Here is a 22,575-nt window from a genome sequence, read left to right on the forward strand (position 1 = left end):
GTCCGGAATGGCCCATCTCAAAACGAACACATCGATAGAAGCCAGCGACATTCCATTTCCCCACTATCTCTCGACCCCTCTCAGAGAGACGAATAAAAGGCTAGGATGCAGAGCGATGATTTTAGTAGCAACTTCTTTATTATTTTTACTAGTTCTTGTTTCTGCTCCAAAAGTAACAGCCCCTAACTCAGAATATATCCCCGGGAATTACCTTCTATGGGAGTACAACACGACAGAAAAAATATTCTCAACAGAGATAAGTAACGATGGAAGTTATATTGCAATTGGAACTTGGGCTGATAAAAACGGAGATAACCTACTACAATCAAATGATGGCGGCTCACTGTTTTTATTAAGTAAAAATGGTAGCCTTCTGTGGAAAAAAACATTCAACAGCCCAGTAACCTCCACAGCAATGACTCCCAGCGGAGATTACATAGCAATAGCATGCTACGGAGCAGGAGTAATGTTATTCAACAAAGAAGGGGACCTAATATGGCAAGATCACACATCACTGTTTCCACGGACGGTCAAAATATCCCCCGATGGACGCTATGTGGTAGCAGGGAGTACTGATAATCTATTATACGCTATCAATAAGAATGGGGATTTAATATGGAAAACTAATATAGCAATGAAAACTAGAGCAATTGATCTATCATCTAATGGATACATTACGGTAGCTCACGGGAACTGGTTCTACAAAGGGGAAGAAGACTATAATTACCTCTATCTTTTCGACAAGGATGGGAACAAGATATGGACAAAGAGCTTCAATGATACAACCAACACAGTATCTATAAATGAAGACGGAGAGTACATAGCAGTTGGCACTGGGACTCACTGGACTTCAGATGACAAGTGGACCGGGAGTGGAAATTACTATGTTTACTATTATTCCAAGAATGGAAGCTTGTTATGGAAGTATGAAATCAATGGGGAGATAACACATGTCTTAGTTTCCCCAACAGGGACTTATGTCATAGCAGGAGACGGGGTAGGATATACATACCTGTTTTCAAAAGACGGAAAGATTCAATGGTCCAGATACAGCGGCTGTTACATTGACTCGCTAAGTGCTACTGAAAACTTCTCCTTGATAATTACTGGGGATTCCTGTGGGAATGTTAATGTTCTTAGCAGGAACGGAGAAGTACTAGCATCTTTCAACATCCAAGGGAGGGTTTATGGAAACTCCATTTCACAGGAATACACAGCTGTCATAGGAAGCACTGAAGGAAGCGCATATTTGGTAGCACTCGACAAATTTATCAAGGCGACCCTTCAGATATCCTCCATCCCATCCGAAGCAAAAGTCTACATCAATGGAACTTACAGAGGATTGACCCCATTAACCTTAACTCTCCAACCAGGGACATACCTACTCAAAATCTCCAAGGATGGGTACAGAGACTATTTCTCCACAATAACCCTTGGGCCAGGAGATAGTAAAAACCTATTGGTGAGGTTAACTCCAATGTTTGGGTACTTGACAGTTTATTCTACTCCTTCTGCGGCCGATGTGTATATTGATGACTCACTGATTGGAACCACACCACTAAAAAACTATAAACTCTCTGCCGGGCAACACAAATTAAAAGTCAGTAAGGAGGGATACATCAACTACACAACAAACATAACAATAAGTCCCGGACAAAATAGGACTATCGATGTTAAATTAAAGCCCAAACAGGCAATACTCATAATAAATTCAAAGCCTTCTGGGGCTAAAGTTTACATTAATGGGACTTACAAAGGATTAACGGCCTTAAATGTGACACTTGACCCTGGAACTTATCAAGTTAAACTTTCCAAAGAGGAGTACAAAGACTACACTACCATCATAATCCTAGGCCCTGGAGAGAATAAAACGCTCTCAGTAAATTTAACACCAGCTTTCGGATACTTGGCAGTTTACTCCACGCCCGCAGGTGCCAATGTGTACATTGATGGTTCACTCATCGGAACAACCCCTCTGGAAAGTTACAAGCTCTCGACTGGACAGCATGAGTTAAAACTAACTAAAGAAGGATATGACGATTACACAACAACCTTGACAATAGATCCTGGGAAAACAACAGCAATAAACATTGAATTAGTTCCAAAGGCATCAATGCTATCAATTAACTCTGATCCAGGTGAGACCAAAGTTTACATTAATGGCACATACAAAGGGATAACACCATTAACTCTAACTCTCGCGCCTGGAACTTACGAACTCAAGCTCACAAAGGAAGATTACGAAGATTACACAACCACAATAACCCTAGAACCCGGGGAGAACAAGACAATAAAAATCCAGCTAACACCAAAACCCGCGAGAATTTCAATAACCTCTAATCCATCCGGAGCTAAGGTTTACGTTAACGGGAATTACAGAGGAACAACACCATTAAATTTCACCCTCAACCCTGCAACTTATCAGATTAAACTCTCAGAGCAAGATTATGAAGATTACACGACAACAATAACTCTCGGCCCAGGAGAGAGTAAAACCCTCTCAGTGACCCTGATCCCAGCCTTCGGCTACCTTACCATCACTTCAACTCCTTCAAACGCTGAAGTTTACGTCGATGGTTTTTACATGGGAAAAACTCCTCTGGAGAACTACAAACTGTCAACAGGAAAACACAAGCTCAAAATCAAGAAAAACAACTATCAGGAGTACGTAACCACAATAACAATAAAACCAAACAAAACAACCACCGTGAAAGTCACCCTAACTCCAAAACCAGTAACCATTTCAATAAACTCCGATCCTTCTGGAGCGAAAGTTTACGTCAACAGTTCTTACAGGGGGACAACACCGTTAAACCTCACGCTCAATCCTGGAACGTACCAAATAAAACTCTCAAAGGAGGATTATGAAGAGTACACCACAATAATAACACTCAACCCAGGAGAAAACAAGACACTCTCCCCAGCACTGTCCCCGACTTTTGGTTACTTATCAATAACTTCCCCGGAGGGAGCCAAAGTTTACATGGATGGTTCCCTCATTGGCACGACTCCGATCATGAATTACAAGCTCTCGAAGGGCAAGCACGAGTTAAGGCTCGTCAAGGAGGGCTACGAGGATTATTCCGCGAACATTACAATAACGGCTGGAAGAACTCTCTCGCTTACTCCACAATTGAAGCCTATAATCACGACAACCAGCACGCCAAGCAGTACAACGGCCACTACAACATCTTCTCTGCCCATTACGACAACTACTGGCACAACAACGACCCCGACTACGACAACGTCAAACTCCCAGTTATCATCCACCTCTCCCACATCAACAACTCCCATGAATTCATCTCCAACAGGCTCCTCAAAACTCCCCTACGCCCTCGGAGCCCTCATCCTCCTAGCAATCTTCGGAGGAGTAGCGGCAAAAGCCCACAAAGGGCAGAAGAACTCACCGACTGAAACAGGATACAAACCACCCGAAGAGAAACCCAGACTAAAGCCCCCAGAAACTCCGAAACCTACCAAAAAAGAGGAAACACACCTTCCAAAACCAACTCCACAACAGACTCCTGCTTCAGCTCCTTCGAAAGAAACCCCCCCAGGATTCCCACCAGAGTTACTTGAGAAGTATGAACCATTGGAATTTCTCGGCGAGGGTGGTTTCGCCAAGGTCTTCAAGGTTAAACGCAAGTCCGATGGCAAAATCGTCGCTGTGAAAATCCCGCGCATTGATAAGAAGACCAGCAAGACCTTCATAAGAGAGGTCTCAATCTGGCTCCAGCTTAATCACCCCAACATCGTGAAGCTCTATGACGTCGATATTCTCCCGATTCCCCATCTTGAGATGGAGTACGTGGAGGGAGTTAAAATAGATGAAGAGACTGTGAGGGATCTTGAAGGCTATCCAAAGCCCGTTAATGAAAAGACTGCCTTAAATCTCATTAAATGCATTGCCGAAGGACTGAAGCACGCCCACTCAAAGGGCATTTACCACCGTGATCTTAAACCCCTCAACGTCCTCTTGAAGAGCGATTTAACCCCAAAAATAACTGATTGGGGTCTCGCAAAGATAGGAACCATGAGTTCAAGCAGGAGTGTTATGGGTTACACTCCCCTCTACGCGGCTCCCGAACACTTATTGCCCGGAAAGTATGGGCACACTGACGCGAGAACCGACATTTGGCAGCTGGGAGTAATCTTCTACGAGCTGCTAACCGGCAGGCTTCCCTTCGAGGGCTACACCTATGAAGAGGTCTTCGGAAAGATAGTTGACGAGACCTATAAGTTTACCCCACCCTCAGAACTTAACCCTGAACTAGCAAAGTACGACGGAATCTTTGAGAAGCTCCTCGCAAAGAGGAAGGAAAACCGCTATGGAAGCGTTGAAGAGTTCTTAAGAGATCTTGAAAAGCTGAAAGAGTCAGAGAAAAGGAAAGCAGAACTGGAAAAAGAGGTTGAGGAGCTTAAAAAGTCCTTATCCAGGAGCGTTGAGGCGTTAAAGCAAAGCAAAAGCGCCGAAGAGGCCATCAAGAACAGAAGGATGGTCGTAGAGACTCTTGGCAAGCTAGCCTTAGCCTACACCGAACTCAACAGGAAGACCGAGCTCCTCAACACGCTCAACGACCTCAAGTTCTACACGGTGCAGAATCTAAGCGATCTCCTTAACGCTATAAACACAGTTGAAGTCCTCTTAAAGGAAAACCTGCCTGTAAAGGAGGAGTTCATCGAAAGGTTAAAGGTTCTGATCCACAACATAGAGAGGGAAAACGGGGTGTGATTATATGGTCAAGTTCTGGAAATCCAAAGAGGATAAGGAGATAGAGCGGAAAATACGAATGAGAAAGGCCAAGATGGCCCTGAAGCAGTACATAAACAACCTCGAGAACCTAAAGAGGAAGATATTCTTCCAGGGGAAGGAGGCTGCGAAGCTCGGGGACGAAGCATTATTGAAGAGAAGCGCCGTGAAATACCTCGCCCTTGAGGAGAGGATAAAGCAGGCCAAAAGGCTGCTCCTTCTGATGGAGGAAGCCGAAGTCCAGAGGGAGCTCGTGAAGGTCTCGGCGAACTTTATACAGTTCAGCCAGGACATCGTCGAAAGCATAGCTGAAGGGCCGGGGGCGCAGGACATTGCCAAGATGCAGGTGGAGTTCGAAAAGGCTATGGGAAGGGTGGAAGAGCTCGACGACGCCCTCGCTTCGATGCTCGATCTGACAAGCGAGAGCATCTTAACCGGGGACTTCGACGCCGAGACGATAGAGGAAGCGGCCTCGATTTTCGAGGAGTCGGCATCATCAGACTTGGCCCCGAAGGACAGGCTCAAGGCGATTGAAGACGCCATGAGGGGCTGAGCATGAAGACTGCGGAGCTCTACATGAGTCTCTTTGAAGAATGCAGGGGAGAGTACGAGAAGGCCGTAAGGGCGGGGAGGAGGAACGAGGCTCATGCCCTCGCCCTTCGCTGCGCCTCGATACTCCTCAATCTGGCCGGGAAGAACCCGAGGATGGCGGAGCTCTACATGGCGAGGGCAGAAGAATGGGAGAGGAAAGCGGAGGAGCTAGAAAAGAAGCCAGAGGTTGAAAAGAGGGAAACACTGCCAGCAGGAAAAGGAAGCACTCCCACATCGACCAACCCATATCTGGAGTACGTCGAGGGGCTGATAGCGCGCTCAACGGTGACCTGGAAGGATATAGGTGGGCTTGAGGAGGTAAAGAAGCTGATAGCGAGGAATGTGGCGCTGGCCTTAGCTGAAAAACCGGCGCCCATAAAGCCGTGGAAGGGCATCCTCCTCTTCGGGCCGCCGGGAACGGGCAAGACTTTACTCGCCTCTGCCGCCGCCGGGAGCTTAAACGCCACCTTCTTCAGCGTCAAGGCCTCGGACGTTCTTAGCAAGTACTACGGCGAGAGCTCCAAGATAGTCTCGGCATTATACGCGCTGGCGAGGGAGAAAGCTCCAAGCATCGTTTTCATAGACGAGATAGACGCCCTGACCGTTAAGAGGGAAGGTGCACACGAGGCCACGCGGAGGACTCTGGCGACCCTGTTGAGTGAGCTTGATGGCTTCAAGGGACAGGGGGACGTTCCAGTCCTGACGCTGGCCTCCACCAACACCCCCTGGGATTTGGACGAGGCCGTTCTCTCAAGATTCCCGCTCCGGGTTTACGTTCCACTTCCCGATAAAGAGGCCACTAAGGAAATTATCAAGACAAACACTCGTGGGCTTGACATCTCAAGGCTTGACTTGGACGCGATAGCGGAGGAGAGCGTAAGGAGGCTCTACTCCGGAAGGGAAATAGCGAGCCTGTGCAATTTAGCCATTCACAACATGCTCGACGAGATGAACCCCGAGCTTTCCGACCTCGATGCGATCTCAAAGAGCGAGAGGCTGAAGCTGAAGGTGAGGCCGCTTGAGATGGGGGACTTTGAGGAGGCGTTCAAGAAGATCAAGAGCCCGCTCACGAGGAAGGACATTGAGCGCTATGAGAAATGGGCAGAGGAGTTTGGGGCATGACCTCTGCGCTTTTATACCTGGGAGGCATAACACACAGTCGAGTGTAACAAGGATGGTCATGGGTTCCACACCGAGAAGATGGTTGAACTCCCAGGAAGGCCTTGAGGGAATCTACGACCTCCAGAATATGGAGTCACTTTTGGGGAGGAAAAGGGAGATGGTGGGCAAAAACTCCCATATTGAAAAGAACGAACGTCGGGAGGGTATGAAACGTGGGTGGGAGAACCCAAAACATGCTTCTAATTACGGTGTTTATGATAGGTATGATGCTGGTCTCTATGGTATCACCTCCCGTTAACGGATATACGGTTTCAAAAACTGTTAATGTACCCGACCCCGTTAAGCCGATACTGCACGGATCAGAGGGTGGAAATCTGTTCGCTCTGGCATCCAACCAGAGCGTAATAGTCTACACTTTCAGTGGAGAGGTTCTATGGGAGCTAAGCGAAACTTCCACGATTACCGCAATCTCCATCTCTCCCGATGGTACTCTGCTCGCGGTTGGGACTAAGAGCAAAGTCAAGGTATACAACTTGACCTCAAAGAGCCTTTCTAGAATACTCTACACTCCTTCCCAGTACGTCAGGGGCATATCCATCACCAACGACTTTATTGCCGTTGGAAGTGGCGATTATCTGGTAGTGTACACGTTGGGAGGAGACGTTTTATGGTCACGAAACGGTTTTGGATACATCTACACAGTGGTCTCCACAAACGATAAAATTGTGGTCGGGTCGCAGTACTCCCCTCATGGCAACCTGTACTGCTACTCGATAAACGGCAGCCTAATCTGGAGGAAAACCCTCAGCAAAGGAAACGTTGAACTCCTTGCGATATCATCTTCTGAGAAAATTGGGGCTTTTGTTGACTATAAAAACTCCTCTGGAGAGTTGGTGGGAGAAGCGTACCTGCTTGACTCCAATGGAAACGTCATAACCGGCGTCAAATGGCCAGAACCCATCTACTACGGACACATTCAGTTCATAAACTCCAGCGAACTTGCAGTGCCAGACTACAACGGCTTCATTGGGGTTCTGTCACCCACGGGCATCAATACCCTCTACGTTCCGTCAACATTCGGAGTGTTTTACAATGGCAGCTCTCTAGTGTCGGTGGCATCTGAGATATATTTCCTGAACCTTCGGGATGAAACCCCTAACAAGGAAAGCCCCTCTAACTGGACGCTCCGCTTAAACATCACTCCAAGATCCGTATTGGTGACCGGACGTGGAGAGGTGATGGTAGGTACCGACTATCCACAATCCTGGGTCTACATCCTGAAGGACGGGGCCGTTACTAAGCGTGTCCCCACGGTTTCGACGGTCTACGCCCTTGCCCCCGCCAAGGACGGCGTGTATGTGAGTGATGACGATCTCGTTAAGCTAGATTTCTCCGGGAATCGTCTGTGGACTGTACAGGTGCCTTCAACTATAACTGACTTGGACAGCAAAGGAGATAACGTGGCTGTGGTAACTTCAAGAGGCCAGATATCGCTGGTAACCCCCACAGGGAGCATTTTGTGGAGTGTCTACCTACCAGAGAGCAACGTATACCCGGTCGTCGCATTAAGCAATGATTCGATCGTATACACAGCGTTTACCGATCACTACGGGAGTTGGATGTGGGCTGTAGAAAATGGAGAAGTCCTCTGGAAAGTCCGCCTTCCCGACGGTAGTATGGTGCGCTCTATAGCCTCTACCAGGGAGGGAGACTACATTGCTGTAGGGCTCGAGGATGGAATGGTTTACTTACTCTCATCCAATGGGAGCATTGTAAACCAGAAGAGGATTGGAAACAATGTTATGGACGTGGTTCTGATACAGCGCGGTATGAGAACATACCTCCTCATCAGAAACGAGGAGGGCCTGGAAATCCGTACTGTCCCCGATTTCACAGAACTCCACTCTATCCCTCTGGGAGAGCCCCCATCAAAACCGGGCACGTCATTATCCGCCTCTTCGGATGGGGCGTACATAGCCACCATTGACATGGACGGAACGGTAAGATACATGGAAATCAATGGGGTATTCCGTCAAGGTATACTTTTAATTAATTCAAACCCAACGGGGGCAAGCGTGTACATAGATGGGGAATACAAAGGAAAAACTCCGCTGAACGTGACTTTAATTCCCGGTGACTACATTCTGAAGGTAACATTGGAAAACTACGCGACAGTTACCAGACAGATAACGCTCCTCCCAGGCCAAAATCTGACGATAACAATAAGCCTAACTCCAAAATTTGGTTACCTCAATGTGTACTCAACACCAAACGAGGCCGAAGTCTACGTGGACGGACATATTGTTGGAACAACCCCACTAGCAGGATATATCATCTCTACTGGGGAGCACACGATAAAACTGAGCAAGGAAGGATACGAGGATTACACTGAGACAGTCTTTATCACTCCAGGAGAAACGAAGGAAGTGCACGCAATCCTCACAGAAAAGAAAGGAACCCTTCAGATATCCTCGACTCCAGAGGGTGCAAGCATTTACATAGACGGAAACTACATGGGCAAAACTCCCCAGACCCTTCAAGTCCTCCCCGGAACCCACACCGTAACGATCGCGATGCAGGATTACCAGAATTACACGACAACAATCACAGTGAGAGCAGGAGAATCAGAGAGGATCACCGCCATCCTCCAGCCGGTTTTTGGCTATCTCAGCGTTACAACCGAACCCTCGGGTGCAAAGGTTTACATCGACGGTTCCTACGCTGGAGAGACCCCATTGAACGAGTATAAACTCCACACTGGTTCCCACACAGTCAGCATAATAAAAGAAGGATACCAGAATTACACAGAGACCGTAATCATAACCTCAGGAAAGACCACAATGCTTAACTTGAACCTAACTAAGGCCAGCCCTACCTCCAGTTCAGAGATAGCTGAGCAAACAACCACCACGACTCTACCAACCAGGACAACCTCAAACCCTCCAACCACATCACCAACGACTACAACGACGTATAATCATGCTCAGTCTTCGATTCCTACCTCTTCATCCCCTACAACATCACAATCCCTAACTCCACCATCGAACTCCGCTCCCCCGACAAGTTCATCAAAACTTCCCTACGCTCTCGGAGCGCTCATCCTCCTCATGCTCGTTGGTGGAGTTGCGACAAAAGTCCGTGGAGGAAAACACTCTCCTGCATCTACGCCTGCCTCTTCCTCCATTAACCCTCACCTCGCGGGTTTTCCATCAGAGCTTCTCTCCCGTTATGAACCGTTGGAATTCCTCGGCAAGGGCGGCTTCGCCAAAGTATTCAAGGTTAAACGCAAGTCCGACGGAAAAATTGTCGCCGTGAAAATCCCGCGCATAGACGAGAAGACGAGCAAGACCTTCCTCAGAGAGGTATCCACGTGGTTACAGCTCGATCATCCTAACATTGTAAAGCTATACGATGCTGACATCCTCCCAGTCCCGCATCTTGAAATGGAGTACGTTGAAGGCTTCAAACTGAACGGAAAGACTATCAGAGACCTGGAAAATTACCCGAAGCCCGCCGATGAAAGCACTGCACTGAGACTCGTCAGGGAAATTGCAGAAGGATTAAAACACGCCCACTCAAAGGGAATCTACCACCGCGACCTAAAGCCTCAAAACGTCCTCCTCAAGAGCGACCTAACCCCTAAAATAACCGACTGGGGCCTGGCAAAAATTGGAACAATGAGTTCAAGCAGGAGCGTAATGGGTTACACTCCCCTCTACGCTGCTCCAGAGCATCTAATGCCAAGCAGGTACGGGCACACAGACTCTAGAACTGATATCTTCCAGCTCGGCATCATGTTCTATGAGCTCCTAACCGGAAGGCTTCCCTTCGAGGGCTATACTTACGAGGAAGTCTTCGGAAAGATAACGGATGAGAACTACCGTCCAAAGAAGCCATCGGAGATCAATCCAGAGTTGGTAAAGTACAATGGGATTTTCGAGAAGCTCTTGGCCAAGAAAAAGGAAGACCGCTATCAGAGCGTTGATGAATTCCTGAGAGACCTTGAAAAACTTGAAGAGGCTGAGAAGAGGAAAGAAGAGCTAGAAACCGAAGTCCAGGAGCTCAAAAAGACCCTCAGCCAAAGCATTTCAGCCATGAAGAAGAGCACGACAGCGGAGGAAATTCGGAGGAATAGACTCATGGTCGTCGATACTCTCGGGAAGCTGGCCCTCGCGTACGCGCAACTCAACAACAAAGCCGAACTCCTCAACACCCTCAACGACCTCAAGTTCTACACATCCCAAAACATTGAAGACCTCGGAAGGGCCATAGAAACCGTCGAGACACTCATCAAGGAGAATCTATCCATAGGCGAGGACTTCATAGAGAGGCTGAGGGTTCTGATCCACAACATCAAACGGGAAAACGGTGCTTAGTCAGAGATACCTCCTTAGTTTTTGTTTACCCATTTTTAAAGTCCCATCCAGCCCTCTTATTAAGCAACCCTAACAAAAATCTTATAAGAAGAAAAACCAAAGCGAGTTTGACAATTCCCGGTGGTGATAGTAATGGGCTTCGCGGCCGTGGCTCTCGTCGTGCTGGGGCTTTTTCTCCTGCTACTCCTGCTCCTGGGAGTGAAGGTGATAAGGCCCTACCAGCGCGGACTCGTTGAGAGGTTGGGAAAGTTCAACAGGATCCTCGATCCAGGAATACACTTCATAATCCCCTTCATGGAGCGCGTTAAGAAGGTGGACATGCGCGAGCACGTCATCGACGTGCCGCCACAGGAGGTCATCTGTAAGGACAACGTCGTCGTCACCGTTGATGCGGTCGTCTACTACCAGATACTCGACCCAGTTAAGGTGGTCTACAACGTCAGCAACTTCCTCATGGCGATAATCAAGCTCGCCCAGACGAACCTCCGTGCCATAATCGGCGAGATGGAGCTAGACGAGACCCTCTCCGGGAGGGACATAATCAACGCCCGCCTGAGGGAGGAGCTCGACAAGATAACCGACCGCTGGGGAGTCAAGATAACCCGCGTCGAGATCCAGAGGATAGACCCACCGAAGGACATCCAGGAGGCAATGGCCAAGCAGATGACGGCCGAGAGGGAGAAGAGGGCTATGATACTCCTCGCGGAGGGCAAAAAGGAGGCGGCCGTGAGGGAGGCCGAGGGACAGAAGCAGGCGGCTATTTTAAAGGCCGAGGGTGAAAAGCAGAGGCAGATACTCATCGCCGAGGGCCAAGCGCAGGCCATTAGGAAGGTACTCGAAGCCCTCAGGATGGCGGACGAGAAGTACCTCACACTCCAGTACATTGAGAAGCTTCCTGACCTCGCCAAGTACGGCAACCTCATAGTCCCGTACGACACCGAGTCGCTGATAGGCCTCCTGAGAATCCTTCAGAAGGTCCGGGAAAAGCCCGTCCCCCCCGCCCCTCCAAGTGAGGCGGAGGAGCCAGAGGGGACCTCGGGAAACGTAAACCCCGAGGATCTTGAAAAACTCAAAAAGATGATGGAGTGAGGGAGATGGAAACCCTCGCCCTTTCCCTCTTAATTTTGGGACTCCTCATAATACTCCTGGATATGATGGTCACAGCGTTCATAACACCTATAGGCGTGGCTTTTGCAACGCTGGGTCTGCTCCTCGGTTTTGGGCTCAACTTCACCGAGAGTTTTGTGCTTTCGCTCATCGCCGCGGTCGTGGCTTACATACTCATCGGGAGGTACATCAGGAAGGACGTCGAAGACCTAGGGGAGAAGGAGAAGAAGTACACCTTCGATCCAGTGGGGAAGATGGGAAGGGTAGTCAAGGCGGGCGAGGATCACTACCTAGTGGAGCTCGAAGGTGACAGGTGGATAGCCATAAGCGACGAGAAGCTGGAAGTTGGGGACACAGTTGAGGTCGTTAATGTTGACGGTGTTAAGCTCATCGTGAGAAAGGTCCAACGGTAAAGTTTTAACCCCCTGCCTCAGAGATCCCCCGGTGATAGAATGCATCCTGGGGGATTTCTTGAGGTCATAACGGGTCCCATGTTCGCCGGAAAGACGACGGAGCTCATCAAGAGGGTTGAGAGACAGATTTTCGCCAAGAAAAAGGCGGCGCTCTTTAAACCCGCCATAGACAACCGCTATTCGGAGAGAGACGTTGTTGCCCACAATGGACTTAGATACGAGGCCTTCGTTGTCCCAACTACCGAGGAAGGTGTTGAAAGGATAGCGGAGATAACGCTCAGCGAGGGGTATGAGGTTATAGGGATAGATGAAGTCCAGTTCTTCCCGCTTTCGATTGTTAAAACCCTAAACGAGCTGGCCGATCAAGGGATCTACGTCATAGCAAGCGGACTGAACCTCGACTTTAAAGCCGATCCATTCCCGGTTACAAAGGAGCTTCTCGTTAGAGCAGACAACATAGTTTATCTAACGGCAGTTTGCACCGTCTGCGGGAAGCCTGCAACGAGGAGTCAGAGGTTAATAGATGGAAAACCAGCACCCAGGAACTCGCCGGTCATACAGGTTGGGGGGAGGGAGAGCTATGAGGCGAGGTGCAGGGAGCACCACATCGTCCCTGAGGGGTGAGCTGGTGGAGGTAATCCACTGCCGAGGACACCCGAACGTGAAGGCCACCCACCGCTCGACGCTGGAGTTCACGAAGGAGGACTATTTAACCCCAAGGGGTGACTGTATCATATGCATTGAAGCTGACAGGGGCATCAACGACCTGAGCGAGGAATTCAAAAAAGCCCTAAGGGAAGGAAAAAGGCTCCAGATAAGAATAAGGGTCGGCGATCTAACAGACGAAGTTATCGCAGAGGGGAGCGAAGATCTGATACTTGACCACCCGTACTCCATGGTGATCAGAAAGAGCGACTACATCGATGCCAGAACCCTAGCGGTCCGGGCCAACAAGGCCGCCAGGGACATAGACAGGAGGATAGTCGAGATGCTGAAAAAACCTGAAACAGAGGCAGAGGTGGAGCTGAGGATCCTGGACTAGGAATCCCCTTCAGGCTTCTCTTCTTCCTCCGCTTCCAGAGTCTCCTTGCTGAGAGCGCCGAATAGGGCCCTCTCCTCCGCCCTGCTTAAAAGACCCTCAACTTCAAGCTCGGGAAACTCCCGTCTAAGGACTGAAAACTCCCTTCTGCCCAGAGTCTCTTCGTCGATAACGACCACAAGGAGTGAGTTTGAGAGAAGCACGTAATCCTTGAGGGAGGCGAGGAACTTCATGACGCCCTTGAAGTCGTTGTGAAGGAGGAGGTACTCGAGTCCGTCCAAGATTATGAGGCAGTTGCCACCTTTCTCGGAGACAAAGCGCATGATATGCTCCATGATCACGTGAAGTTTGGCTGGATCAGTTGCGTTAGGCGCGTCCACCCGGCTGAGCCAGATCGTCTTATCCGCTTTACTGCATCCCACTGGTTTTTGTTTTCTGCCCACATAGACAACACCGTTTACAAGCTTACATAGGGGGGCTATTTTGGATAAATCGTCTGAGCTTATGCTGAAACCACCCACAACGGCCCCCTTTCCAGGTTTTTTCTCGAAGGGAGATTGAGACGCTTCCCTTCCGAACAGCTGAACCGAAAGTTTGAGATAGTGGAGGGCGGCAGTCATTATAATGAGATAAGACGTGAGGAACATGGAGGCCATTATCCACCAGAGCGGCTTTGGGGACAGCGAGTCTATGATCACGCCCAAGCTCCCGGCCACGGAGAAAAGACTGGAGAGCAGTATCCTGAAAGCCAACCCCTTGGAGGCAGGGGTGGTTAGACGCTGGTAGTATAAATATGCAGAGATGGTAAATACAAGCGAGATCAAAAGTGCAATCACACCAGCAACAGCGCCAAGGATATCAGCAGGCACGGCTCTTCCCCAAAGCCATTAGAATTAGAACGTACTTAAGCTTTTTCTAAGGTGGATCGACGTTCTAAGAAAGCGGGGGATCACAAGGGGACATGGCTCGCTCTCAGTCCACTGCTGTACCATTGTGTTCGTTTTTTGCCTTAATTAGACTCGTCACAAGACGATAAACCTAAAAAGGAGTGTGAGAACAATCAACTAGGTGAGAGAAATGGCAAGGGTTGACATCATAGACACGACCTTTAGGGACGCTCATCAGTCCCTTATAGCGACTCGCCTTCAAACGGAGGACATGCTCGCGATAGCGGAGAAGATGGACAGGATAGGCTTCTATTCCATGGAGGTCTGGGGAGGGGCCACCTTCGACGTGGCTATACGATACCTCAACGAAGATCCCTGGGAGAGGCTTCGCCTCCTTAGAGAGCACATAAGCAATACCAAGCTCCAAATGCTCCTCCGCGGCCAGAACATCGTCGGATACAAGCACTATCCAGATGACGTCGTCGAGAAGTTCGTCGAGCTGGCCCACAAGAACGGGGTAGACATCTTCCGCGTCTTCGATGCCCTAAACGACGTCAGGAACATGGAGGTTGCCATAAGGAAGGCCAAGGAAGTCGGGGCTGAGGTTCAGGGGGCGATAGCATACACGACCGGGAAGGTGTTCACACTCGAATACTACATGAAAAAAGTAGAGGAGCTTCTCAAGCTGGACGTCGACGTCATAACCATTAAGGACATGGCAGGCCTCTTAACACCATGGAAGGCCTACGAACTGGTCAGCGAGATAAAGGAGACCTACGGCGTTCCCGTCGATGTTCACACCCACTCCACGACGGGAATGGCGGTTGCGACGTACATGAAGGCCGTGGAAGCCGGGGCCGACTTCATAGACACTGCCATAAGTCCGCTCGCCTTCGGAACGGCCCAGCCGGGCATACAGACCATATGGCACGCCCTTCCGGAGGCCGTTGGAAGTCACCTAGACCGCGAGCTGATTCACGGGGTATCACGCTATCTTAGGAAACTGCTTGAGGAGAAATACTGGGGATTGCTCCACAAGGAGGCCCTTATGGTAAACCCCTATGTCCTCAAGTACCAGGTTCCCGGAGGAATGTACTCCAACCTCATAAGCCAGCTTAAGGAGATGAAGGCTCTGGACAGGCTCCAGGAGGTTCTCGAGGAGATACCGCGCGTTAGGGAAGACCTCGGCTGGCCACCGCTGGTAACGCCAACGAGCCAAATAGTAGGGACACAGGCTGTCCTCAACGTCCTGTTCGGAAGGTACGAGAGGATAACGCAGGAGGTCAAGAACTACATCAAGGGGCTCTACGGCAGGCCGCCGGCGGAGATAAACCCGGAACTCAAGAAGAAGGTTCTGGGAGACGATGAGCCGATAACGGTAAGGCCGGGAGAGCTCCTCGAACCGATGCTGGAGAAATGCAGGGAGGAGCTTGAGAAGCTGGGAATTGAGAAGGAAGAGGACATCCTAACCTACTGCCTCTTCCCACAGGTGGCGAAAGAGTTCTTCGAGGCGAGAAAGGCAGGAAGGAAAGGACCGAAGATGCCGCCGGGTGCTCAAAAATTCAAGCTCTACGTGAACGGCGTTGAATTCGAGGTCGGACTTGAAGGAGTTGACCTGAGCGCGCTGAATTACCTGCCCCAGATAGCGAGCGCTGGAGCAGCAGCCCCGACAGCACAAGTGGTTTCTACCCCAAGTGCCCCAGCGGCCCCGGTTTCGGTTCCGAGTGCTCCAACTGCACCCACTCTGACTCCTGTTGCTTCTGCTGCACCGGCTACTCCTTCACCAGCTCCAGCCACCACTGGCGAGGGAGTTGTTACTGCTCCAATGCCCGGAAAAATCCTCAGAATACTAGTCAAAGAAGGCGAGCAGGTCAAAACAGGCCAAGGACTACTCATTCTCGAAGCAATGAAAATGGAAAACGAAATCCCAGCACCAAAAGACGGCACAATAAAGAAAATCCTAGTAAAAGAAGGCGACACCGTAAACACCGGCGACCCACTAATAGAAATCGGGTAGTGACATTGTACGTCCTTTATTCCATTTTCTTTGCGTTTATAATCACGATATCCTCGAAGAATACGTGCCTTCTGGCGACGACTTTCCCCAAAAGATCAACCTCTTCGAGCCGTTTGAGGGTCTCCTCAATCCCAGTTATCGAGCTCTGAACTATCTGGACGACTCCGCTTGGTTTTAGATAGTTGGGAACCTCTTCTATGAACCTGTCGAGTACTTCCCTACCAGTTTTCCCACCCACAAGGGCGAGGTCTATCGGCTCTTCTGGTTCGCCGGGGAGGTAAGGGGCGTTGAAGGTTATAACGTCAAATTTACCAGAGATATTCTCAAAGAGGTCGCTGAGTCTAAATTCGACGTTGGTTACGCTGTTCAGCTCTGCGTTTTCCCTTGCCAGCTCAACGGCCATGGGGTTTATGTCAACACCGAGAACGTAGCGGGCCTTTCTGGCCATCAAAAGGGCTATTATTCCAGTCCCAGTGCCCACATCCAGGGCGATGTCACCTTCCTTGATCTCAAGGTTCTCGGCGAGGAGAAAGGTGTCCTCTGCAGGTTCGTAGACCTGGGGATGGAGCTTTATTCTGAGGCCTTGATATTCGAGGAACATAGAGAGAGATCGGGAAAGGAAGTTAAAGCCTTTCCTATGTACCGGCCAAAAGTTCCAAGTCAAGAAAGGCACGGAAAAGAAAGGAAATCACTTCTTCTTCCACTCGGTGTAGCCGCACCTTCCGCAGCTCCAGCGGTCGCCGTGGTCGGCCATGAAGACACCCGGACCACAGCGCGGGCAGAACCTGTTCTTCCTCTTGACCTTGCCACCCTGAACCTCGTAGAGCTTCCACTTCTGGCTGGTCTTCTTCTTTCCACCCTTACCCTTGGCCATCTAAACCACCTCACTCCTCCTCTTTCTGAATGAGCCCGTCGCGAAGGAGGATGTACTCCGGCTCTATGTAGAGCATCCTCTCTCTGGTCTCGTAGGCCTTTGCGTAGCCCTTCGAAACGCTGCTTCCGAAGTAGCTCCTGATGTACTGAACTACCATCGTGTTCGGGTCTAGGTCGAGCATGGCCGCGAGCTTACCCTTCACCGCTTCCCTGCTCGGGGTAGGCTCACCCTCATGGAGGACGTCGAAGTGTATCTCCTTCCTCCCGAGGAGCTTGTTCTCCTTAATCTCGGTAACCTTAATCTCCATCACGAACCACCTCCATTCTTGAGAGCAACTTCGCACACCTGCGCTTGCATTCGGGTGTTACCTTTATAAGCACTACCCCCTCGTCCGGCTGGCCGTAGAGCACCACCGAGCCCAGGGGGGCGTACAGCACGGCGGGGATCGCCGCGAGATCCTCCTCACCGTTGACTTTGATATAAACTCTCCTGCCCCTGAGGGCGATCTCAACCCCCTTTCTGATGGCGTTTAATAAAGCTTTCGTTATCGTTCCGGGGGGATTTTTAACCGTTAAAAAAACTGCGTTTGAATCAACGGATGGGGTGTACTCTCGTCTCTTGGTTCTGAGGTCGTATATAGCCACGTCCGGAAAAAGTCCCACGTTGAGGACGTTTTCTGTTACAACATCCCCTACGGTGATCACGAAGTCAGAGGACTTGAGAAGTGGGGCAAGCTTCACGTACGGCTCTGGAATCTCCCCCCTAACCAAGTCGCCGAGGGGTTCCTTCAGCTCACCCCGCAGTTCTGGAGTTAAAAGGAAGTAGAAGTCCGGACACATGGTCATCTCACGCGGATCGCGTACTTACCCGGGACCTTCACCCCGAGCTTCTGGGCTATCATGCTCTTCTCAGGGTCGGTGATTATCACCAGGTCAAACCACTCGTCGCTGAGGTCTCTGCTACCGCAGATTGGACAGCGGTCCTCGGTGGTTATGTAGTGGCAGTGCCTGCAGGCGCGCTCCTTCACCATTACTCCTCAGCCCCCTCCTTGCGCTTCTCCTTCTCTATCCAGTCCCTCTTTCCAAGGCCCGGCTGGCGCATGGTGAGACCTATCTTGTTCTCACGGATGACCCTGCTCTTGACGCTGATGGCTATTACTCTTGCCCTTGCCTCGTCGCCGAGTTTTAGTATCCTCTTGGTCTCCTTTCCAAGGAACTGCTTGTTCTTCTCATCGAAGACAACGTAGTCGTCCATGAGCTGGCTGATGTGAACGAGACCGTCCATTGGGCCTATCCTGATGAAGGCACCGTAGGGAGCAACATCGATTACCTCGCCCTCGACTACCTCGTGCATGTACGGCTGCCAGACGAGAACGCTGAAGACTACCTCGTGATAGGTCGCACCATCTCCCGGGACTATGACGCCCTCGCTGATATCTTCCACATCGAGGACGGCGAGAACAACACCCTCATCCCTGTCGTAGATTCCCTCGTACGTCTCGCGGAGGACTATCTTTGCCGCTTCCTTTGGATCCATCGTGAACATTCTTGGGGGGATCCTCACGACATCCTTAACCTTCAGGAGCTTGTACATGCCTCAACCTCCTTGGGAATGAGAGAGAAAAAGAAATCACTCCTTCTTCCCGAACTTTTCCTTGTAGAGCTCGATTGCCCTGAGGATTTCCTTCTTGGCCTCCTCGGCGTTGCCCCAGCCCTCTATCTTGGTGACCTTGCCCTGGAGCTCCTTGTACCTCTGGAAGAAGTGGGCTATCTCGTCGAGGAAGGCCTTTGGAACGTCGTCGATGTCCTTCCAGTCCTTGAAGTACGGGTCCTCGACCGGAACGGCCAGAACCTTCCAGTCCTTGTCTCCGCTGTCTTCCATCTTCATTATGCCTATCGGTCTGGCCTCGATGAGGGTGAGCGGGTAGACCGGCTCGCGCATTATCACCATTATGTCGAAGGGGTCGCCGTCGTCGTACCAGGTCTGCGGGATGATACCGTAGTCAACCGGGTAGAAGAACGGGCTGTAGAGGACGCGGTCGAGCTTTATAAGTCCGGTCTTCTTGTCAAGCTCGTACTTGTTCCTGCTCCCCTTCGGTATCTCTATAAGTGCGTAAACGACCTCCGGAACCTCCGGTCCTGGCTCAAGCTCGTGGAACGGGTTCATCTCTAACCACCTCTAACCTTTTTGCAGAACTTCTAGCTTAGGCTTTCGGATAGTGCTTTTAAAGTTGTTGGTTAAGGAAACCTAAAAACCCGAGAAGAGAGGGCTAGTTAGCCTTCTTCTTTCCCCGGCGGGACACTTCCCTGTACTCGTAGATAACCCCACCGTCGACTATTGCGTAGACGTCCTGATCCCCCTCAACGTAGTGAACTATGGGCTTGTCCACCAGGTCAAATACCTTCCCAAGATCCCCGGCCGATTCAAGGGTCACGGGATCGATTGACCCTACCTCGCTTGGGACACCGTCCACGATGAACTTCCTCAGGCCCTTCATCTCATCCCCGGGCTTTTTCTCCCTGCGGGTGTAGGCAAATCCCAGAGGGGGCACTAAGAAGAGGAGCGCCATCGCCGGAAAAAGCGTCCTGCCCTCTGACACGGTCATCTCCCTACCGGCAAAGTCCATTTTGTTGATGGTGGTGTTGGTGTGCCTTTCCACCTTCTTATAATCCTTCGCGGGGTTGGAAAACCTCAGCATGCCCGAAGTGTCCGTGGTCAGGGAGACTTTCTGCGTGAACGGCTCCCTTCCAGGCACATTCACTTCAACCATCAGGTAAGTGTCTCCGCTGGCGCGGTAGAGGCCCGTTCCCCCCTGAACCTCTTTAAGGTCGTTCTCCAGCTCCCCGACATCGAAAGTCACCGGGATGGAAAAGGAACCCGAGAACTCCCCGCTCCATGATTCCCGCGTCGTGTTCGTTATATAGATGCGCTTCTTGTTGGAGGTAACGTAGTAGTCGGTCCTAAGAACCGCCTTATACTTACCCTCCGCTCCTGGGGTCGTAGCGTACATGTAGTTGCCGGTTATAATCCGGGTTATCTTGCCGGGGTAATAGCTTAAGCTCGTCCCGTTCTGATAGACCGATTCGTTGGAGAAGAACCCCATATGAGTCAGCTCTCCCCGCTCAACGTAGCTAGTTTTGTATTCCACACGGGTTGTACTCGGGCTGGTCCGATAAGCCGCCACAGAGTACGTCCCAAAAAGGGCTGCGATCCCAATGAAAACTGCCAACATGACCTTGATAGCCTTGCCCTTATCTACAGAAATCTTTCTCATAAATCAACACCTTCCTCCGCGTGTAAAAATAATAAAAACTCCATGATCAATCTCCATCTCCCCCGCATCCGCAGTTACCACAGCATCCTCCGCACGCCACTGACACCCAGAGACCGTTGCTGACAATGCCGTACCCTTTGATTTCTGCCCCGTCGTTCAGGGAGTGGGGTCCGCACGATGTGAACTCCTGCTGGCCGCCCCTGTTTACCCTCGTAAATATCGTCACGTTCATGTGCTCGCTTCCGCCCGCTGGAACCGTCACGTTCCACTCCATCTTGGTTGCTGGTGTTCCGTGACCTCCGCCGCAGCCGTGGTGACAGCCTCCCGCGCTGGCCGGCCAGAACCTGTAGGTGCCCGCGCTCGCGCCCGTTCCCGGCAGGCTCACGTTGAACTCCGCTGGAATGGTGTCGGTTATCGTCAGGTCAAGGTTTTCGTCGGTCGGGTTCGTCACCACTATCTGGAAGACCCACTCCTGGTACGTCTTCATGGGGATGCCCGTAGTGTTCCCAGAGAGCAGTATCTTTCTTATCGTGGGGGTTCCCCTCACGATCAGCCTTACTGGACACGTGGATATCGATGCTCCTCCCCCTTCCCAGGTCGCGTACATCGTCATTGGAATTACGTACTCCCCGGGGGCCACACATCCAGCTATGTAGTACCCCATGAACTCGTGGCTCTCGCCGGGAGAAAGCGTTACCGGTATTCCCGTGTCGCTCTCGATGAGAACCCCGAGCTGGGCCGGAAGGCCCGAGTAGTCCGGGTAAAGGGCCACCTGAACCTCTGAATCCGTGGGCAGGTTGTTGGTCACGTTTATCGCGCTGAAGTATCCAGCCGAGAACCTATCCACCACAACGGTTGCCGCGTATCCGTCCTCGCAGCCAAAACCCATGTACTCATCATCGTGGGGCACGATGCTGACCGTTATCTCCCTTGTAGACTCGTACTTCCTAAAGTTCCCACTTGAACCGACAATGAGGAGGGCCCCCAGAACCAGTGCGGCGAGAATGAAAGTCATTTTCATATCAACCATCTCCCATTAGTTTGGTGAGGAGGCTTCTCCTCCCAAGTCTGATTCTTAGGACGTCCCCCCTGCCGATCTCGGCCAGATAGTAAAACGCTATCAGTACTGCCGTCAGCTCCAGGGCATACGCGGAGAGCGGAAGGTAGGGGTTAAGATCGTAAAGCGGCATGATAACCTTCACGGGGAGCAGAGCCGGATAGGCACGAACCTGGATTTCCTCCCGGTAAACCCTCGTATCTTTCGGGACGGAGACCCTCATGTCAACTCTATGTTTGCCCCCACCATTCACGGTGAACTCACGCGCTTCCAGAAGAATCAACCTGCCTCCCTTCGGCTCGATGAAGTAGTGGAACGGGTAAACAGCATGGTTCTCAACGCTGAGGTTTTTCTCAAAGGTCGTCCCGGGCAGATACCATCCCTCCCTCTGTCCCCCTGCAAGAGTGGAGGAGTACGAGAAGGTCAGCGTTCCCCACGAGGCGACCGTCACGAACAGAAAGCCTGCCACTATGAGCACCGAGATGGCCGCGTAGACTGTCCTTGCCCTGATCCTCAGGAATCTCTTCCTATGCCCACGGTGTTTTCGCTCCTTTCCTCCACTGGAGAAAGTTATGAGAACCCCGAGGAGAAGCATGATCCCGATGGCATACAAGTTGGTTAGCTTGCTTCTCACGGACTCTATGAAGGTTCCCCCTCCACGGATAACCAAGGGATGCCCCATAAAGGTTACAACCTTCCCCACTACGTCCTCTTTCCGAACCAAAGGATAAGCCCCGTCCTGCTGGTCCGTCGCCACGTTATTGTCCCCCTTTGTGACGTATCCTCCGTCGACTACCGTGAATATTCTGTGAACCGTCCAGCCGTCCCTCCTGTGGAAGACTATGATATCGCCAACTTCACCGCCCTTTGAGAGAGGGTTCATGAAGAAGAGATCCCCCTTGTTAATCGTGGGGGTCATGCTCTCGGAATAAGCGTAAGATACGAGAATCGGCCTGTCAAGGATGAAGCCCACTACCGAGGCCACGAGAACAATTAAGACTAGGGCTGTGATTGTGCCTTCAAGCAGTTTTTTCATCCTCAACATCCCGCATTCTTACGGATAAACAA

21 protein-coding genes are annotated in these 22,575 nt (G+C 50.9%); 10 read left to right on the forward strand and 11 right to left on the reverse strand.

Translation table 11 applies throughout. The features are described 5' to 3' along the window. The first annotated feature begins 7 nt into the window (after positions 1–7). The 9 genes from A3L09_RS09650 to A3L09_RS09685 all read left to right on the forward strand — a co-directional run bounded on the left by A3L09_RS09650 (position 8) and on the right by A3L09_RS09685 (position 13,401). Positions 8–4,732, forward strand: coding sequence for a DUF5711 family protein (locus A3L09_RS09650; protein WP_088858754.1), 4,725 nt, complete (start codon positions 8–10; stop codon positions 4,730–4,732). 4 nt (positions 4,733–4,736) lie between these two features. Next, positions 4,737–5,303, forward strand: a complete 567-nt coding sequence (locus A3L09_RS09655; protein WP_088858755.1) for a hypothetical protein — start codon at positions 4,737–4,739, stop codon at positions 5,301–5,303. 2 nt (positions 5,304–5,305) lie between these two features. Beyond that, entirely contained in the window at positions 5,306–6,463 is a 1,158-nt protein-coding gene (locus A3L09_RS09660) for an ATP-binding protein (protein ID WP_088858756.1), read from the forward strand. A 52-nt stretch (positions 6,464–6,515) separates the two neighbouring features. Further along, positions 6,516–6,761 (forward strand): hypothetical protein, encoded by a 246-nt coding sequence (locus A3L09_RS10915; protein WP_157727230.1) that lies wholly within the window; start codon positions 6,516–6,518, stop codon positions 6,759–6,761. Beyond that, entirely contained in the window at positions 6,727–10,839 is a 4,113-nt protein-coding gene (locus A3L09_RS09665) for a PEGA domain-containing protein (RefSeq protein WP_198362270.1), read from the forward strand. The genes A3L09_RS10915 and A3L09_RS09665 overlap by 35 nt, the downstream gene beginning before the upstream one ends. A 132-nt stretch (positions 10,840–10,971) precedes the next feature. Then, entirely contained in the window at positions 10,972–11,928 is a 957-nt protein-coding gene (locus tag A3L09_RS09670; RefSeq protein WP_088858758.1) for an SPFH domain-containing protein, read from the forward strand. A gap of 5 nt (positions 11,929–11,933) precedes the next feature. Then, a complete protein-coding gene (locus A3L09_RS09675; protein ID WP_088859050.1) occupies positions 11,934–12,359 on the forward strand; it encodes an NfeD family protein in 426 nt (141 codons plus the stop codon). A gap of 39 nt (positions 12,360–12,398) precedes the next feature. After that, positions 12,399–12,983 carry a thymidine kinase gene (locus tag A3L09_RS09680; protein ID WP_088858759.1) on the forward strand — a complete coding sequence of 195 codons (585 nt, stop codon included), beginning with the start codon at positions 12,399–12,401 and terminating at the stop codon, positions 12,981–12,983. Then, entirely contained in the window at positions 12,940–13,401 is a 462-nt protein-coding gene (locus A3L09_RS09685) for a DUF371 domain-containing protein (protein ID WP_088858760.1), read from the forward strand. The genes A3L09_RS09680 and A3L09_RS09685 overlap by 44 nt, the downstream gene beginning before the upstream one ends. Here the strand turns inward: A3L09_RS09685 and A3L09_RS09690 are convergent. Beyond that, on the reverse strand, positions 13,398–14,267 hold the full coding sequence (locus tag A3L09_RS09690; protein ID WP_232473527.1) for a DUF835 domain-containing protein: 870 nt from the start codon (positions 14,265–14,267) through the stop codon (positions 13,398–13,400). The genes A3L09_RS09685 and A3L09_RS09690 overlap by 4 nt on opposite strands. Positions 14,268–14,475: 208 nt before the next feature. On the opposite strand from A3L09_RS09690, the gene A3L09_RS09695 reads away from it, so the two are divergent. Continuing rightward, a complete protein-coding gene (locus tag A3L09_RS09695; protein WP_088858761.1) occupies positions 14,476–16,302 on the forward strand; it encodes a pyruvate/oxaloacetate carboxyltransferase in 1,827 nt (608 codons plus the stop codon). Positions 16,303–16,318: 16 nt separating this feature from the next. On the opposite strand, the gene A3L09_RS09700 is transcribed toward A3L09_RS09695, so the two are convergent. The 10 genes from A3L09_RS09700 to A3L09_RS09745 all read right to left on the reverse strand — a co-directional run bounded on the left by A3L09_RS09700 (position 16,319) and on the right by A3L09_RS09745 (position 22,543). Then, positions 16,319–16,903, reverse strand: a complete 585-nt coding sequence (locus A3L09_RS09700; protein WP_088858762.1) for a HemK2/MTQ2 family protein methyltransferase — start codon at positions 16,901–16,903, stop codon at positions 16,319–16,321. A gap of 87 nt (positions 16,904–16,990) precedes the next feature. Beyond that, complete coding sequence (locus A3L09_RS09705) at positions 16,991–17,176, reverse strand: 30S ribosomal protein S27ae (protein WP_088858763.1); 186 nt, start codon at positions 17,174–17,176, stop codon at positions 16,991–16,993. Positions 17,177–17,186: 10 nt separating this feature from the next. Next, positions 17,187–17,483 carry a 30S ribosomal protein S24e gene (locus A3L09_RS09710; RefSeq protein WP_088858764.1) on the reverse strand — a complete coding sequence of 99 codons (297 nt, stop codon included), beginning with the start codon at positions 17,481–17,483 and terminating at the stop codon, positions 17,187–17,189. Further along, positions 17,473–18,015, reverse strand: coding sequence for a GTP-dependent dephospho-CoA kinase (locus A3L09_RS09715; protein ID WP_088858765.1), 543 nt, complete (start codon positions 18,013–18,015; stop codon positions 17,473–17,475). Before A3L09_RS09715 ends, A3L09_RS09710 begins: the two co-directional genes overlap by 11 nt. Before the next feature lie 2 nt (positions 18,016–18,017). Continuing rightward, positions 18,018–18,203, reverse strand: a complete 186-nt coding sequence (spt4, locus tag A3L09_RS09720; protein WP_088859052.1) for a transcription elongation factor subunit Spt4 — start codon at positions 18,201–18,203, stop codon at positions 18,018–18,020. 2 nt (positions 18,204–18,205) lie between these two features. Continuing rightward, positions 18,206–18,769 carry a DNA-directed RNA polymerase gene (locus A3L09_RS09725; protein ID WP_088858766.1) on the reverse strand — a complete coding sequence of 188 codons (564 nt, stop codon included), beginning with the start codon at positions 18,767–18,769 and terminating at the stop codon, positions 18,206–18,208. 36 nt (positions 18,770–18,805) lie between these two features. Beyond that, positions 18,806–19,342, reverse strand: a complete 537-nt coding sequence (locus A3L09_RS09730; protein ID WP_088858767.1) for an inorganic diphosphatase — start codon at positions 19,340–19,342, stop codon at positions 18,806–18,808. 103 nt (positions 19,343–19,445) lie between these two features. Further along, a complete protein-coding gene (locus A3L09_RS09735; protein ID WP_232473528.1) occupies positions 19,446–20,450 on the reverse strand; it encodes a DUF5305 family protein in 1,005 nt (334 codons plus the stop codon). 46 nt (positions 20,451–20,496) lie between these two features. Then, positions 20,497–21,471 carry a hypothetical protein gene (locus A3L09_RS09740; RefSeq protein WP_088858768.1) on the reverse strand — a complete coding sequence of 325 codons (975 nt, stop codon included), beginning with the start codon at positions 21,469–21,471 and terminating at the stop codon, positions 20,497–20,499. Position 21,472: 1 nt separating this feature from the next. After that, positions 21,473–22,543, reverse strand: coding sequence for a signal peptidase I (locus A3L09_RS09745; protein ID WP_088858769.1), 1,071 nt, complete (start codon positions 22,541–22,543; stop codon positions 21,473–21,475). Between the last annotated feature and the right edge of the window lie 32 nt (positions 22,544–22,575).

The sequence above is a fragment of the Thermococcus profundus genome (genome assembly GCF_002214585.1).
Lineage (GTDB): Archaea > Methanobacteriota_B > Thermococci > Thermococcales > Thermococcaceae > Thermococcus > Thermococcus profundus.